At 42.1% G+C, this 17,246-nt stretch carries 13 protein-coding genes; 5 read left to right on the top strand and 8 right to left on the bottom strand.

Annotated features, from left to right (window positions below; genetic code table 11):
* The first annotated feature begins 43 nt into the window (after positions 1-43).
* Positions 44-649 carry a DUF4294 domain-containing protein gene (locus DWX33_RS16640; RefSeq protein WP_008778681.1) on the top strand — a complete coding sequence of 202 codons (606 nt, stop codon included), beginning with the start codon at positions 44-46 and terminating at the stop codon, positions 647-649.
* Here the strand turns inward: DWX33_RS16640 and DWX33_RS16635 are convergent.
* The gene (locus DWX33_RS16635; protein ID WP_122380700.1) at positions 641-1,171 is read right to left on the bottom strand and encodes an RNA methyltransferase; all 531 of its coding nucleotides are present in this window, start codon (positions 1,169-1,171) and stop codon (positions 641-643) included. The genes DWX33_RS16640 and DWX33_RS16635 overlap by 9 nt on opposite strands.
* A 696-nt stretch (positions 1,172-1,867) precedes the next feature.
* Between DWX33_RS16635 and nadA the strand changes: the two genes are divergently transcribed.
* From nadA to DWX33_RS16615, 4 genes are all read left to right on the top strand, one after another.
* Positions 1,868-2,854: a quinolinate synthase NadA gene (gene nadA / locus DWX33_RS16630; RefSeq protein ID WP_122380699.1), complete on the top strand. Its 987-nt coding sequence runs from the start codon at positions 1,868-1,870 to the stop codon at positions 2,852-2,854.
* A 581-nt stretch (positions 2,855-3,435) separates the two neighbouring features.
* Positions 3,436-5,856 carry a TonB-dependent receptor gene (locus tag DWX33_RS16625; RefSeq protein ID WP_122380698.1) on the top strand — a complete coding sequence of 807 codons (2,421 nt, stop codon included), beginning with the start codon at positions 3,436-3,438 and terminating at the stop codon, positions 5,854-5,856.
* 21 nt (positions 5,857-5,877) lie between these two features.
* Entirely contained in the window at positions 5,878-7,320 is a 1,443-nt protein-coding gene (locus DWX33_RS16620; RefSeq protein ID WP_005863744.1) for an MBOAT family protein, read from the top strand.
* A gap of 35 nt (positions 7,321-7,355) precedes the next feature.
* Positions 7,356-8,315, top strand: coding sequence for a hypothetical protein (locus DWX33_RS16615; protein ID WP_233570197.1), 960 nt, complete (start codon positions 7,356-7,358; stop codon positions 8,313-8,315).
* Here DWX33_RS16615 and DWX33_RS16610 read toward each other — a convergent pair.
* The 7 genes from DWX33_RS16610 to DWX33_RS16580 all read right to left on the bottom strand — a co-directional run.
* The gene (locus DWX33_RS16610; RefSeq protein WP_122380696.1) at positions 8,278-9,351 is read right to left on the bottom strand and encodes an acyltransferase; all 1,074 of its coding nucleotides are present in this window, start codon (positions 9,349-9,351) and stop codon (positions 8,278-8,280) included. The two genes, DWX33_RS16615 and DWX33_RS16610, sit on opposite strands and share 38 nt — an antisense overlap.
* A gap of 4 nt (positions 9,352-9,355) precedes the next feature.
* Positions 9,356-11,686, bottom strand: coding sequence for a T9SS type A sorting domain-containing protein (locus DWX33_RS16605; RefSeq protein WP_122380695.1), 2,331 nt, complete (start codon positions 11,684-11,686; stop codon positions 9,356-9,358).
* Position 11,687: 1 nt separating this feature from the next.
* Positions 11,688-12,269, bottom strand: coding sequence for a non-canonical purine NTP diphosphatase (locus DWX33_RS16600; RefSeq protein ID WP_009016536.1), 582 nt, complete (start codon positions 12,267-12,269; stop codon positions 11,688-11,690).
* An 87-nt stretch (positions 12,270-12,356) separates the two neighbouring features.
* Positions 12,357-13,235 carry a YitT family protein gene (locus tag DWX33_RS16595; protein WP_011967102.1) on the bottom strand — a complete coding sequence of 293 codons (879 nt, stop codon included), beginning with the start codon at positions 13,233-13,235 and terminating at the stop codon, positions 12,357-12,359.
* Positions 13,232-16,072 (bottom strand): leucine--tRNA ligase, encoded by a 2,841-nt coding sequence (gene leuS / locus DWX33_RS16590; protein ID WP_005863756.1) that lies wholly within the window; start codon positions 16,070-16,072, stop codon positions 13,232-13,234. Before leuS ends, DWX33_RS16595 begins: the two co-directional genes overlap by 4 nt.
* A gap of 89 nt (positions 16,073-16,161) precedes the next feature.
* Entirely contained in the window at positions 16,162-16,719 is a 558-nt protein-coding gene (locus DWX33_RS16585; protein ID WP_008778931.1) for an ORF6N domain-containing protein, read from the bottom strand.
* Positions 16,720-16,743: 24 nt separating this feature from the next.
* On the bottom strand, positions 16,744-17,246 hold a 503-nt coding region (locus DWX33_RS16580), incomplete at its 5' end, for an ORF6N domain-containing protein (protein ID WP_233570196.1).

The following is a 17,246-nucleotide window of genomic DNA, read 5'->3' as shown; positions in this document are numbered from 1 at the left end:
AAATGATGCTGAGAGTCACGCAGTATTTATATTTTCGCGGTATATGATACGAAAAGGGATATATTGTATTTTGGCTCTACTCGCTCTCTGTAGCTTTAAAGGGATGGCGCAGGCGGTAAAGACAAATATTGTTCCGGAAGGTTATCAGAAAGCTCAACTGTATGAAGGTGATACAATGGCTGTCGTCAACCTTCGGGAAGTTTTCATATATCCTCAAGTTAAGTTTAAGAATAAGCGTGAACAAGCGAAGTACAATAAGTTGGTACGAGACGTAAAGCGTACTTTGCCCTATGCCAAGATGGTGTATGATACGTTGATAGAGACCTACGAATACATGGAAACCTTACCGAATGACAAGGCCCGCCAAGCCCACTTGAAACGGATGGAGAAAGAGTTGTTCGCCCAATATAAACCGGAACTAAAAAAATTATCCTTCTCGCAAGGTAAGCTACTTATCAAACTGATCGATAGGGAATGTAATCAATCCAGTTACAATTTATTGAAAGCCTATCTGGGAAGTTTCCGTGCGGGCTTTTGGAATTTCTTCGCCGGAATGTTCGGAGCCAGTCTGAAATCGGAATACGACCCGAAAGGTAAAGATGCCATGACCGAACGGGTCGTCGTATTGGTTGAGAATGGTTTAATCTGATAGTTGCTTGAAAAAATCCCAGATCACGATACCGGTAGTAACCGATACGTTCAAGGAATGCTTTGTACCGTATTGAGGTATTTCAATACATATATCACAGTTATCAACCACATTTTGTTGAACGCCTTTTACCTCGTTACCCATGACGATAGCGTATTTCTTTGTCTTGTCTAACTGCAAGTTATCTAACATGACACTACCTTCCGCTTGCTCCACGGCACATACCGTATACCCCTCTTGGCGCAGTTTATCAACAGCCTCCGGGGTATCCTTGAAATATTCCCAATCTACGGTTTCTTCCGCTCCTAAGGCGGTCTTATGGATCTCCGCATTCGGAGGGCAAGCCGTAATACCACAAAGATAAATAGCCTCTACCCGGAAAGCATCGGAGGTACGAAACACGGAACCCACGTTGTTTAGACTTCTAATATGGTCTAAGACAACGATTAAAGGTATCTTCTTACTTTCCTTAAAAGCCTCAAGAGTCAGGCGGTTCAATTCGGTTACTTTTAATTTTCGCATAACAAATATCTTTGACCGCGAAAGTAGCGAATATCCGTGGATATGCCGTTGAAAAGCTATTAATAAGTAGTGGACATAAAATGAAAAATATTTCTTGCTTTATTCAAATACTTGTCCATACACCCCCCTTTCTCAAATTAGCAAATGAATAAGCCACTTATTTATTACGCGCTATCAACAGCCCTTATACACCTATTGACAGCCTTGCTGGAGGATCTATTTTTTCACAATCAAGGTTATCAACAATAAACAGCTAAATATTCATAAAGTCTATAACTATAAGAATTACAATCTATAGATAGACATCCATGCTGTTGGTATCCTTTTGATAAACCGTTCACAGACTTTAATAAGTCAATAACCAAAGATTGTAACAAAAATGTATTAACCATTTCAACAGCCTATCATATTCATCATATTTATTTTTAAAATTAAAGATTAATAAGAATATAATATAATGATTGTGGATAACTCTTGATGGTTCACGACAGCTCATCCATCGACAGCAAAGATAAGAATCTTTCTTGTTATTTCTATAAATGAAGAAAGTTTATACCTTTGTGCTTTGTGAACAATAGGTTGATAAACTAGATAAGATGAAGATTATCAGTAATACTTTCTGTGGATAATATTGTTTATATATAGTGAAAAGCCTATTGGGAGCAGTAGAAACAGGAATCATTAATATATAAGGCTATGTTGACAAACCAATCAATCGGGTACATGGATGCGCCCGTTCCTAAGGATTTAGACCTTAAGGAAGCGATCGACAAGTTACGTAAAGAGAAGAATGCGATTATTTTGGCGCATTACTATCAAACAGGCGATATACAAGATATAGCGGACTATGTGGGAGACAGTCTGGCCTTGGCACAATGGGCGGCTAAGACGAAGGCGGATATCATCGTGCTTTGTGGGGTTCACTTTATGGGAGAGACGGCGAAGATCCTCTGTCCGGATAAGAAAGTGCTGGTACCGGACTTGAATGCCGGTTGTTCCTTGGCGGATAGTTGTCCGGCTCCGGAGTTCGCCGAGTTCGTCAAGCAACATCCCGGTCATACGGTAATCTCTTACGTGAATACGACCGCCGCCGTGAAAGCGGTCACGGATGTGGTGGTTACTTCCACGAACGCCCGCCAGATCGTGGAGAGCTTCCCGGAAGGTACACCGATGATTTTTGGCCCGGATCGTAACTTAGGTAATTATATCAATAACATCACGGGACGTAATATGTTGCTTTGGGATGGCGCTTGCCACGTGCATGAGCAATTCTCATTGGAGAAGATCTTATCTTTGAAGAAACAGTACCCGAACGCGGAAGTAATCACCCATCCGGAATGCAAGCAGCCGGTTATACAGGTCTCAGACTTCGTAGGATCGACCGCGGCTTTGCTGAAGCATACCATTAAGTCCGACGCGAAACAATTCATTGTAGCGACGGAAAGTGGCGTTATTCACGAGATGCGCAAGCAGAGTCCGGATAAGGAATTCATCCCGGCTCCTCCGAACGACAGTACTTGCGCTTGCAACGAATGTAATTTCATGCGCTTGAACACGATGGAGAAGCTATATAATTGCTTGAAGTTCGAGATGCCGGAGATATTCGTGGACGAGGAGGTACAGAAGAAGGCCATCAAACCGATCAAGAAGATGTTGGAGATCTCTGAGAAGCTGGGACTCTGATCCAAACAAATACGGGATAGGTCTCAACCGATAGGCCGGACTTGAGTGATATAAAAGCTAAGCCCGGTCTATTATATGTAAATAATCAAAATTATGTACAATATCTACAACTATCCTTATAATTATTTGATTTTAAAATATTTATCCTATTGTTGTAGATAGGAAAACATCTACAATAGTAAGTCTTTATCTACCATCATTTCCCGCTTTTAGTAAGTGTCTTTGCCATGCCGTCAAAGGAATTTTCTACACTCTACGTATATAATCAGTCCGTTTTTCTTCCTTTCTTTATATAGATAAAATATTAATATATAAGTATTTGTGGTTTTTTATGGTATAAAACAAAAGTTTTACACATGGAAAACATTTGTTTTCATAGAAGAAAACTAAAGTTTTGTACTGAAGAAACTTCTGTTTTCCCATATAGAAACTTTTGTTTCGCTAGGAAGAAACCATCTGCTTCGCTACTCGAACTCGGACGATCCCGGGAAAGAATATATCAAGAATGATCGCTATTAATTACCGTAACATTCTGAATTTAGTTACTTTTGTGTAGAAATCTAATTGTAATTCTCAATATCATGAAAAAGATAGGACTAATGTTGGCCTTATTATGGGTGATTTGTGCGCTCTCGTGGGCTACTTCTCCGGATGCCCGTATTAAGGGGCAGTTAATAGATGCCTCTACGAATCAAGTGATTAATTATGCGGATATATTTCTGTTTACGATGGGAAGTGAAAAACCTTTGCAACAGACTTTTCCGGACGATCAAGGACGTTTCTCGTTTACTAAGGTGGCTCCGGGTAATTATGTGGTCATGGTCCGTCTGATGGGATATGATGTGTTTACAAAGAATGATATCATCTTGGATGCCTCGTCTCCGGTGGATTTAGGTAAGTTGATGATGAGTCCTTTGGAGGTAGGTATCGCCGAAGTGGAGGTAGTGGCCGAGAAACGCCAATTGGTTTATAAGTTGGATAAGAAAGTGGTCGAGGCCTCTTCTAATATGATGGGAGGAGGCGGTTCCGCCGTGGATATATTAGAGAATACGCCTTCCATACGGGTAGACGCGGAAGGCGATGTTACTTTTCGTGGAAGCAGCGGCTTTTTGGTTTACATAGATGGTAAGCCGAGTGTCTTCTCGGGTACACAGGCTTTGGAGCAAGTCCCGGCCGGGCATATAGAGAATATAGAGATTATCACGACACCTTCCGCCAAGCATGATACGGAAGGCGACGTGGGTATCATTAATATTATCACGAAGAAGCATTCCCAGCGGGGATTGAGTGGGATGGTGAATCTCTCGGGAAGTACGTGGCTTTCCCGCCATGTCGATTTCTTGTTGGCACAGCAACATCAGCGTTCCCGTTGGTACATCGGCGGACAGTGGACAGACCGGTTGCGCAAGAGTGATTTCGACCAAGAGAAGATGACGGTGGTGGGCGATCAGACCACTACCTCGCATTCCGTCGGGCCTCGTACGGGAAACAGCTATCATTATACGATGAAAGGCGGTTGGAGCCTGAATCTTCCCAAGACAACCATCGCGTTGGATCTGGAGGGCGGCTATGGCGGAAATAAGCGTAAGGGAGAGATGAACTATAAGGAAACCCGTTCGGTAGCGGGCGGCTCTCCGGTGACGGAAGATTATCGAAGCATAGATGATTATGATAATGATGAGAATATAGGTTTGGGAAGTCTGGCGGTACAGCATAAGTTCAACGATAAGGGACACGAGCTTTCCGGTAGTGCTTATTACAAATATGGCGGCCATGCCTTGGAATATTTCTTTAACGACTTGATGTCCTTGGAAGGGCAACGCCAACAGGGGCACCGTGCTTATGAGGCCGAGCACCGGGAAACGATGCGTATCAATCTGGATTACGCCTTGCCTTTCGGGAAAGGAGGTAAGCTAGAGGCGGGTTACCAATATTATTCTTATCTGGAAGACGGCGATTACAATATGGAATGGTGGGACCCCAAGGGACAAACGTTCTTTTGGCGTGACGATATCTACAACACGTTTTATTTTCAAGAAGGGGTGAATTCTATCTATACGATTCTTTCCCATACGTGGAAGAATTTAGAGGCGCAAGCCGGCGTTCGGGGAGAGCATACGCATACGGTCTTGCGAAGTTCCGTGGAGGGAGCGGATCGTACGAAGAATCGTTTTGAGTTTTTCCCATCGGTGCATTTGGGCTATACGTTCCCGAATGAGCATCGTTTGTTGGCTTCCTATTCCCGTCGTACCACACGTCCGCAGCTTTTCTATATGGAGCCTTATATCACGTATCGCGACTTTTATACGGCCGAGATCGGTAATCCGGATATACGTCCGGAGTACATCAACTCCTTTGAATTGAACTACCGGAAGAGTTTCGGGGAAAACACGGTATCCGCCACCGCCTTTCATCGGTATCGGAAGGATAAGATCGAGCGGTTGCGTGTTCCCTATTCAGCTGGTGTAACCTTGGATTCGATGGCGAACGTAGGACATGATTACTCGACGGGTATCGAGCTAAGCGTCAGCCTGCATCCGGTGCGCTGGTGGAATACCACGGTCAATGGAAACGTTTATCACTATAAGGTGAAGAACGAACAGGCCGCCGGTGGAAATACGACCTCTAGCACCAATTACGATATCCTATGGAATAACCTGTTTAATCTGGGGAAGTACACACGTATCCAATTGGATGGTAGTTTTGTAGGCCCTTCCGTAACGACGCAGGGCCGTACGGACGCTTATTGGTACGCGAACGTAGCCGTCCGTCAGCAACTATGTAACCGAAAACTAACCGCTACCTTAGCTTTCCGGGATATTTTCCGTTCTGCCAAATATATCAGCGATATCCAAACGGCAGATTTACGTTCCCTGACACGTATCAAACCCAAATATCCACAAATCACGTTGACGTTGAGTTGGACATTTAATAGTTTCAAGGCTAAATCCACCCAAGCGAAAGAAGATCGCTCGGAGATGTTTGAGGGTATAAAGCATTAGTATTATATCTTCGCGGTTATTATGCTATTTAATTCGATTGAATATTTGATTTATTTGCCAATCGTATTTTTATTGTATTGGCTTGTCTTCGGAAAGCGACTACGACTACAGAATTTATTTGTAGTCGTAGTTAGTTATCTTTTTTACGGGTGGTGGGATTACCGGTTCTTGGCATTGATAGCCCTTACCTCTTTCTGTAGTTGGCTGAGTGGGATAGGAATAGAGGAAGTACGTGCGAGGGCCGGGAAGATACCTCGCTGGTTCGATAAAGGTATCGTGGTTGCGAATGTCATATTTAACTTACTGATACTCTCTTTCTTCAAGTATTACGACTTTTTTGTGGATAGTTTGGTAGATGCTTTCTCTTATATAGGGATTTCATTGCACATCTCTACGCTTTCTCTCTTATTACCGGTCGGGATTAGTTTTTATACATTCCAAGCCTTAAGTTATACGATTGACGTGTATAGAGGTAAATTGCCGGTGACAAGAGATATCGTTTCCTTTTTCGCGTTTGTTAGTTTTTTCCCACAGTTGGTGGCTGGCCCTATCGAACGGGCTACTAACCTGTTGATACAATTTGAGAGACCTCGCAGCTTCGAGTATAACGACGCTGTAGATGGGATACGACAAATGATGTGGGGGTTTTTCAAAAAAATCCTGATAGCTGATAATTGTGCCTTGGTCGTAGATGACATATTCGGGAACTATGGAAATTACCCGGCTAGTACTTTGCTATTGGGAGCCGTTTTGTTCTCATTCCAGATTTATGGAGATTTTTCCGGATATTCAGATATAGCTATAGGTACAGCCAAGTTGTTTGGGATACAGTTGAGGCAAAATTTCCGGTATCCCTATTTTTCTTTAGATATAGCCGAGTTTTGGAGACGTTGGCATATCTCGTTGAATACTTGGTTTGTAGATTATGTATATATTCCCTTAGGAGGTAGCCATAATGGTTTCTTTAGACATATTCGGAATATCTTGATCATATTTTTCTTGAGCGGTCTTTGGCATGGAGCGAACTGGACATTTGTGGCTTGGGGTGTTTACCATGGTTTGCTATGTATAGCATTGTTGATACTAAAGAAATATGTAAAGATAAGGTTGATACCATCAAACGTTGTGTCTATGTTGGTTACATTTGGCTTCGTGGTGATCGGATGGATTCTATTTAGGGCTGAGAATATATCAATGGCACTCGATTATATATATGATCTGTTCTCCTCTTCTTTATTCCGTGTGCCTAAGGTAAGTGGGGCCAATAATGTTTCTGCTTTATTATCGCTTATTTTCATTACTTGTATGTTAGTGATCGAGTGGATGAATCGGAAACAGCCGTTTGGATTTGATATTAGGAAAATACGAAGTATATATATACGATATACTTTATATGCGATCCTTTTATTTTGTATATATTTCTTCGGAAATAACGCTTCTAGCTTTATTTATTTTCAATTCTAGCAAGTATGAAACCAACGCATAAACAAATAAAGAGTATGATAAGATTCCTGTTGTTTCTGGGGATCTTGTTGTTTTTGTTCAATCAGATCACTCCCTATCTCTATCGATTATTGCCTAACGACTACGTACGAACACGACTTATATGGAGTACATTAAATAATCCGGAAGAGCGTCCGGATCTTGTTATTTTAGGTAATAGCCGCGGTATGAGTGGTGTGAACGGATACAAGTTAGAAGCAGAGTTGCGAGGAAATCCCTGTGTATATAATCTTACCTCTACTGGTCAGAGATTGAGTGAGAGTGCCTTGTATTATTCCTATTTACCATCTTCTGTGCAAGTAGTTGTACAGTGTGTGGATTTAGATCAATTACGTGGCCCGATCGAATTGGATGATCCCAACCGGGTAGCTCTACATATGTATGGATATAAAATGGATGGTTTTACCTGTGAATTACTTCCTGCTTTAGAAAAAACTTTAAGTGAACCGAATTTATACTATAATTATGTGGCTCGAAATTGTTTATTCTCCGGCTTGACTACTTATCTGCGTAATAAGTTGGATGATGATGTTATCCCCGGAATTATAACCTCTGATTTACGTTATCCAAACTCTACGATGTCTGATAGAAATGAATCTGTCTATAAACGGAAAGTAGAAGAACAGAATGAAGAAAATAAATTCGAGGCATATCAGATTACTCCTGAATGGAAAAGGTTGATAGAGCGTTCTTCCGTTTATTTTAGGGATAGGGGTATTATTTATTGTCTGGTTGTCATGCCGTATAACCCGGATATAACAGCTTTTACAGTAGCGGAGAAACAACGAGCTTTGCGAATGTTTACTCAAATGTTTGATTCTATCCTTATCGTCGACTGTATGGAGCTATTGGATACGTCGGATTTTTATGATGCTATCCATCCGAACCGGAAAGGAGCGGAGAAGATAACAGATCAGATCATCCGATCATTGCGTTCATCTGTTTTTTCTTTTTAGGATGATATAAACAAGGTTTCTCTATGTATTTCCAGGATAACATACCCAATCCGGTGCTAAGGATAGTGGTAAGAGCCAATGTCAATATAAAGCTATACCGATCAAGTCCGTAATGAATGAATATTTGGATGATCGGGAAATGAATCAAGAAAATACCATACGAGAAATTTCCCATCCGATTGAATACATGTAACCACTTGAATCCATAAGCTACCGTGATAATGATAGAGGCTAGAGCGATAGGCTCGAAAATACTCAGCAGCAGATACTCTCTACCCAATAAAAGAAATAGGCTGACAGGGAACAAATATCTCATATATTTTCGAAAAACAGGGAAATAGGCAAGTATGATAATACCGGAACAAAAGTACATCATTTGTCCGGGGAATTGTCTTTTCATGAATTCATAAATAGGGTTGTGTGTCATATCATCTAAATAATTACACGTTGTCGAGTAGATGAAAGATAAGATATAAATAAGAAGTAGGCATACCAATTTATTGTATCTTTTCAGTAACCAATAGATAATGGGTATAATGATATATAGCATGAATTCAACCTTGATAGTCCATAAAGACCCATTCATCGCTTGTAAAGGATTGGTATCGAATACGCCGGGTAAATCCGGCGATAAAAAGTTAAATGTAAGTAAATTACAGATAAGATAGGTGTATAAGCTAGAAGAGGTGAGGTATTCCCTGCAGGATAAAGAGGTAAGGAATAATCCGATTAAGGCACATAATAAAATAGTCAAGCTGTAGGCGGGCATAATACGTTGAATACGTTTACGGAAAAAAATCCGGGTATTAGGCGTACGTAAGAAGCTAAACATAACAAGAAATCCACTAATAATAAAGAAACCTTTCACTCGAAATCCTCCGCTAACAAACCAAAAAGGATCTGTCTCTGTCAGTGTGCTGAAATGGTTGAACATGACAGAATACGCAAGAAAGAAGCGAATAAAATCAAAATTATTCGCTTCTTTTACTTGATTTATTAATCTGGAGTTGAGTAAAACTTTCTCTGATTGATTCATTGTTCTATTTGACTACAATGATTTTTGTTACGACGCTCTCTGAGGCTTCCTCCGTGGAAGCTAGTACAAGATATACGCCTGTCGCTACACGTGATCCGTTTGCGTTCCGGCAATTCCAGATAGCTTGCCCCCCCAAGGATTTAGTTTGATAAATAATATTTCCGTTTAAATCCGTGATTTTTACATTCGAATTATCCATTAATCCTACAATCGTTACTTTATCCATATGTTCGGGACGTACCGGATTAGGATATGCGTAGATCTCCGAGTAATCAGATTTACCTTCCGAAGCTTCTCCTTGATAGGAATTTAGTCCTTTATCGGTACCGATAAAAACTTCACCGGTCTTATCGTTTATCTCTATATCGTATATGTTATCGGAAAGGAGCGGGCTATTGGTCGTATTAAATTGATAAACGATTGTCTCATTATCATTATCTAGAACATAGACGCCATTTCCTTTGGTTCCAATCCATTTTCGATTACCTGCGTCTACTTTTAGGGTCGTGACGACAACGTTATCTAAGAAATAAGCGAGATTGCCAGTTTCCTCATTGGTATATTTTACCCTTGTACAACGTGTAGCGGCTTTATCCTCAGCGGAAGAGATCCTAGGTTTAGTGAAATATACGGCTCCCCGATTCGTACCAACCCAGATATATCCATCCTTATCCTCGGCTACGCATGTATAATTACTAGGAGTCAATTCTTTTCCGTCGGTATCAATAAGTGTAGTAAACTCATACGAGGAAACTTCGTCTAAAGACTCGCTATTCGGTATCATTACAAGTTTAGGGGTGTTACGAGGCACATAAATCCATTTGTCGTTAGTGGAGGTTATAAGTATATCGTTTATTGTATAAACTCCTCTAAGTTGTTCGATATCCAAACGATGCCATGCTCCTGCTTTGTCAAGAACAAGTACCGCATGGTTAACCTCTGAGCTTGTCATCCACAAATTTCCATTTTTATCAAAGGCCAGTCCATCTATATAACAATAACCGGACCCATAGCCTCCTGCGGTTTCTTTAAAGGCATTCTTTTCATTGTATGACTGGACGGGAGTTCCATTCTTATATTGGATAACGCCATCACCCATGGAAGAGGCGTATACGATTTCATCATTAGAATCATCGGTCGTTACGGCTATACTTGTATAGTCTCGTGGATTTCTTGGTAAATTGAGTTTCTTTTGGGCTTCTTTAGGATCGATAAAAGACCATTTATCATAATCGTATGTAAGAATATAACCTCCTTTGTCGAAGCGCTTACCATTTAGGAGGTCTTTACCTCCTATGATCATATATACTTTATCATTTTTACAAACAATATCGAATGCGCTATTGCTGTAAGGTCCGTCTAAAATGATAGGTTCATTAAGAGCCTCAAAACTATTTGAGCCTTTCCGTTGGATAGAACGTAGCCCTTTGCTTCCTTCCGCTATCCAATATTTGTCTGCTTGATAGGTACTGATATCATTGATACTTAAGTTTATTTGGTCAAACTTTTGCGTATCGGATACGATGAAAACCCTTGAGTTATCTATACATGCTAATTTTTCGCCTATTACTTTCATGTATTTTAGGGTTGAGCTATTTATTATTCGGGAAAGCTCTCCATTGTTTTCATAGAAGATACCTTGCTGACTGACCAAGTAGAACAAGGTATTCTTGAATGAAGCGATAGCTGAGATCGTATGACTATCGGAAAGGTTTGATAATCCATAGGGCTTCCAGTTTGCCTTATCCAGTAGGTTCTCTTTTAATGAGGCGTATATAATCCCCGAAGATACTTCTGCCTTATTGGTTGTAGAGGCATATATATTGCCATTCTGTATGGCACACGATGTTATATTTAAGGAAAGCTTGTAGGTATCCTTTATTTCCTTTTTGGCCATATTGATCACGACGATACCGAATGCTGTCGATAAATAGGCATATTCATCATGTACCAATACTGAATTGATTTGTTTGTCTCTTATGGACGTACTGGTCGACAGATAAGGTAGATTTGTCGCCACTCCTCCCTCAAGTATATCTATATTTGAATTATCATAGATAATAAGGAGTGATTTTGTTTGTTTATTATAGCGGATCAAAGAAATCGTATTATCATTTAATCCGTTTCCTTTATAATATTGCTTAATACTATTATCTTCTTTTCCATACGTATAAAGAGATCCTTCCGCTACCACAAATACTTGGTCGTTCGATTCCTCTACGCTGTTTGTGTTATTGTAAGAAAGATACGTTTTCCATCCGGTTGTATTAAAATTCACGGCTAATACAGTGAATGAAAAGAATGAAAATAGAATGATAGTAAGTATATGTCTCATATTAACAATTGTAATCAGATAAAAATGATGTTAACTTCATGACGGCTTTCGCACGATGGCTGATCTGGTTTTTTGTATCGTTACCCATCTCGGCGAAAGTTTGTGTATAGGTATCAGGCATGAATATAGGATCGTATCCAAATCCGCTATCTCCGCGTTTTTCGGTAGTGATAGAGCCATTCACGATACCGTCGAAGGTATATTCTTTTCCGTCAAGGACTAGAGCTATGACCGTGCGGAAACGTGCTTTTCTGTTTTCTTTATGATTCATTTCGGACAACAGCTTGTTCATATTAGCTTCCGAGTCGTGCCCTGTTCCTGCGTAACGAGCCGAATAGACTCCCGGAGCATTATTCAATACCTCGACTTCTAATCCCGTGTCGTCAGCGAAACAATCATATCCGAATTTCTCCTTGATATAGCGGGCTTTTAGCAAAGCATTTCCCTCTAAGGTATCTGCCGTCTCGGGGATATCGTCATGGCAATCTATATCGGATAAACTTATGATTTCCGCGTATCCGGCGGTTATCTTGCGGACCTCGTCCAGTTTGTGTTGATTATTTGTCGCGAATACAAGTTTCATATTTCGTAATCTATTAAATAAGAAAGCATTTCTATACGGTAGATATATAACGTATGGAAATGCTTTAAATTGTTTGTATATTCTTTTTTAAGTCTTTATCTGATCGAACCCCTCACCATATACCCCTCGGACGATGCTTTGGGAGATGAACGCTTGGTGGTCTATCCGCTTCACGATCCGGAAGATGGAGACGGATTCGGATTTCTTGGCGAGTAGTACGACTACTTTGACGGGTTTGCGGGAATAACCGCCCTCACCGTCTAGTATCGTGCAGCCACGGCCTAACTCATGGATGATACGATCTGCTATCTCGTCGTACTTCTGGGAGAAGATGAGGAATTGTACGGATTGGCGGTTACCGTTCAATACCATGTCGAGAACGTAATTGCTTATGACCATCTCCACGAAACCGAAAACGATCTTGTCCACGTTATGGAACAGGAAGAAAGAGGAACTGATGATGAAGAAATCGCAAAACAGAAGGATACGTCCGATCGATATATTCTTATATTTATTGATTACCGCACCGATAATATCCGTACCTCCGGTACTACCGTTCGCCGAGAATACCAATCCTAGTCCGGCACCACACATGAACGCTCCGATTATGATAGCCATAAACGGCTGGTCGTGCAGTATAGGTTGTCCTTTCAGCAGCCACTCGAAGAGAGAGAGAGAAGCCGAGAGTGAGAAAACTCCGAAAATAGTTTTTATCAAGAATTTTAGACCAAGGATCTTTAAGGCTACCACCAACAAGGCTACGTTGATGACAAAATAAGATACGGATACCGGGATCAATCCATTGGAGGCAAAGAAGATCAACGCACAGATACCACTTACCCCACCTGTCACGATCTCGTTGGAAAGGATAAAGGCGTTGAATCCGAATCCGTATAATAAAGTTCCGAACAGGATCATTAGATAATCCTGTACGGAAAAATAGATTTTTGTGAGTTTTAAGTTCATCCCACTACGATATTAACGATTTTGCCGGGAACGACAATTACCTTCTTAACGGTCTTGCCTTCCATCCACTTCGCTGAGTTCTCATGGCTCAAGGCCGCCTTCTCAGCGTCTTCACGGGAGATATCTGCCGGAAGTTCGAGGTTGAAACGGGCTTTACCATTGAATGAGATGACGTAGGTAACTGATTTTTCTACCAGATACTCTTCGTTATGTTCCGGCCACTGGGCATCGCAGATGGTCGTATCATGTCCTAATTGATGCCATAGCTCTTCCGTGATGTGGGGAGCGAACGGAGCCAATAAGGTGATCAGCGGCTCCAAGATGGCGCGCTTGCTGCATTTTAAGCTCGTTAACTCGTTCACGCAAATCATGAAGGCGCTAATGGACGTGTTGTATGAGAAATGCTCGATGTCGAACGTTACTTTCTTGATCAGCTTATGCAAGGATTTCAATTCGTCGGCCGTAGGCTCGGCATCGGTAACTTGCAGGGTATCCGTATTGCCGAAGAACAAGCCCCAAAGCTTCTTTAAGAAACGGTGTACGCCGTCGATACCGTTCGTATCCCAAGGCTTGGATTGCTCCAGCGGGCCTAGGAACATCTCGTACAAACGTAGGGTATCGGCACCATATTTCTCAACGATCATATCCGGGTTCACTACGTTGAACATGGATTTGGACATCTTCTCGACCGCCCATCCGCAGATATATTTACCATCTTCCAATACGAACTCTGCGTCGTTGTATTCCGGACGCCAGTTCTTGAAAGCCTCTATATCCAACAGATCGTTAGATACGATATTTACGTCTACGTGGATAGGGGTGACCTCGTATTGGTCTTTCAAGTTCAAGGAAACGAATTTATTGGTTCCGTTGATGCGGTACACGAAGTTCGACCGTCCTTGGATCATACCTTGGTTGATCAATTTCTTGAACGGCTCTTCCTCGCAAACGATACCCAAGTCGAACAAGAACTTATTCCAGAAACGGCTGTAGATCAAGTGGCCGGTAGCGTGTTCCGTACCACCGATATATAAATCCACGTTTCTCCAATATTCATCCACGTCTTTAGCTACCAAGGCTTTATCATTACGCGGATCCATATAGCGCAAATAATAAGCGGAAGAACCGGCGAAGCCCGGCATCGTACAAAGCTCCAGCGGGAAGATCGTCTGGTTATCGATCTTCGATACCTCGGTGACTTTTTGGTTTACCGTGTCCCAAGCCCATTTAACGGCGTGTCCTAATGGAGGCTCGCCCGTCTCGGTAGGCAAGAATTTATCTACTTCCGGCAGCAACAAGGGCAGACATTCTTCCGGCAACATCTGAGGCATGCCATCGGCGTCGTAATATACCGGGAACGGTTCGCCCCAATAACGCTGGCGGCTGAAAATAGCGTCGCGCAAGCGGTAGTTTATCTTCACACGTCCCAGATCGTGATCTTTTACGTATTTCTTGGTAGCGGCTATCGCTTCCTTGATCGTCAGTCCGTTCAAGGAAAGATCGCAATAAGGAGTAACGCCGGCTCTCGGAGAATTGCATACGATACCTTCCTTGGCATCGAAACTTTCCTCGCTTACGTCGCAACCTTCCACCAAGGGGCGGATTTCCAGTCCGAAATGCTTCGCGAAAGCGTAGTCGCGGCTATCGTGCGCCGGAACCGCCATGATCGCTCCCGTACCGTAGCCGGCCAATACATAGTCGCTGATCCAGATGGGAACCGCCTCGCCCGTAAACGGGTTAATAGCGTAGGAACCACTGAATACACCGGTTACCTGACGGTCGGCGATGCGCTCGCGCTCGGTACGTTTCTTGGTGCGATCTAGGTAAGCGTCTACTTCCGCTTTTTGGTCTGCCGTAGTTAATTGTTGAACCAATTCGCTTTCCGGAGCTAATACCATGAAGGTAACACCAAACATCGTATCGGCACGGGTCGTAAAGATCGTGAATTCCCTGTCGCTGTCTTTTACCTTGAAGCGAACCTCGGCACCTTCGCTGCGTCCGATCCAGTTCTTTTGGGTCTCTTTCAAGGAATCCGTCCAGTCGATCGTATCCAATCCGTCCAACAGGCGTTGCGCGTAAGCGGATACACGTAAGCACCATTGGCGCATGATCTTTTGTTCCACCGGATAGCCTCCACGCTCGGAAACACCGTTCACGACCTCATCGTTCGCTAATACGGTACCCAAGGCGGCGCACCAGTTTACCATGGTCTCGCCACGATAAGCGATCCGGTAGTTGAGTAATATCTCTTGTTTTTCTTTATCGCTCTTGGCTTTCCATTCATCGGCGGTGAAACTAAGTTCCTCTCCGCAAGCTACGTTCAGACCTTCCGTACCACTGGTCTCGAAAGCCTGTATCAACTCGCTGATCGGGCGGGCTTGCTTCTCGTCGTTGCAGTAGTAGCTGTTGAACATCCGGATGAAGGCCCATTGCGTCCATTTGTAATATTCGGGATCGCAGGTACGGATCTCACGGCTCCAATCGTAGCAGAAACCGATCTTTTCCAATTGCTCCCGATAACGGGCTATATTATTCTTTGTCGTGATCTCCGGATGTTGTCCGGTCTGGATGGCGTATTGCTCGGCGGGTAGTCCGTAAGCGTCGTAACCCATCGGGTGCAATACGTTAAAACCTTGCAAACGTTTGAAACGCGAATAAATATCAGAAGCTATATAACCGAGCGGGTGGCCAACGTGCAATCCCGCACCGGAAGGATAGGGGAACATGTCCAATACATAGTATTTAGGCTTATTCGTGTCCTTTTCGACTTTATAAACCTTTTCGGCAATCCAGTAGTCGTGCCACTTCTTCTCAATCTCTCTGAAATTGTACTCCATGATCGTTTATCGTTTTTGTATCGTTTTCTATTTAAGGCCACAAAGTTAGTGAATTTATTTATTTTATATGAGTTATTTACATGAACTGTTTATTTCACGTAACCAATCCGGGGGCGAGATTGATTCTCGGTTCTTTTCGCTTGTAACTCAGCGAGTGACAGATTGATTAGCTCAAGTTGCGTACGGGTATCTTCGTTGATGTCGTTGTAATCGGCAAATGCTTCTTCGATATACGCTTTGAGTTCCTTTACTTCTTGTTGGAGTTCAAGCAAAGGGGAGGAAGAACTTATTATTTGTCGTATGCCGACGAAAGCACGCATGATAGAGATATTGACTTTAATGGCTGTATCGGATCTGAGTACAGAAGAAAGCATTGCTATACCTTGCTCCGTGAAAGCGAATGGAGCATATTGGTTACCTCCTTTCTTTGAGATGCCAATTTGGCATACCATATTGTTTTTCAAGTTGTTAAATTCTTGAATTGTTAATGTGAACATAAAATCATTAGGAAAGCGTTCTATGTTTCGTCTGACCGCACGTTTCAATTGGGCGGTTTCCGTTCCATACATTTCCGCCAGATCAAAATCCAGCATGACTTTTTGCCCTCTGATCTCATAAATCTTGTTTTGTATCGCTTGTAATTCCATAGTATAAGAACTTATTAGTTTACTTTATTTGATATAACCAATTTTAGGTCTTTTAGCATTGTTCTTTTTCTTTGTAGCCAGTTCGGAAAGAGCTATGTAAATATCATCCAAAGACTTTTGGGTATCTTCACTGAGATCATTGATAGCGCAAAGGGTTTCCTCATTAGCCATTTCAAGAGATTTGATACGTTCTTGTAGTTCTTTAATTTCGATGGAACTAGTGGTAGCTTGTAAGGTATAATTCCGAATAGCGACAAAGGCTCTCATAATGTTTCTGTTGATTTCTATGGCAGTTTTAGAATTTAGCACACTACTAAGCATAGCCACCCCTAATTCCGTGAAAGCAAAAGGCTTATATTTGAAATTACTACCTCTTCCTTTGTTCAAGATACCAAATTGGCATCTTGAAAGTTCCTCCTTGGTTAACTCAAACATGAAATCATCTCCTTCAAAGCGTTCTATATTACGTCTGACCGCACGTTTCAGTTGGGCGGTTTCCGTTCCATACATTTCCGCCAGATCAAAAT

Origin of the sequence: Parabacteroides sp. AF19-14 (assembly GCF_003635485.1) — a bacterium.
Lineage (GTDB): Bacteria > Bacteroidota > Bacteroidia > Bacteroidales > Tannerellaceae > Parabacteroides > Parabacteroides distasonis.
This window is presented reverse-complemented; position numbering and strand designations above follow the sequence as displayed.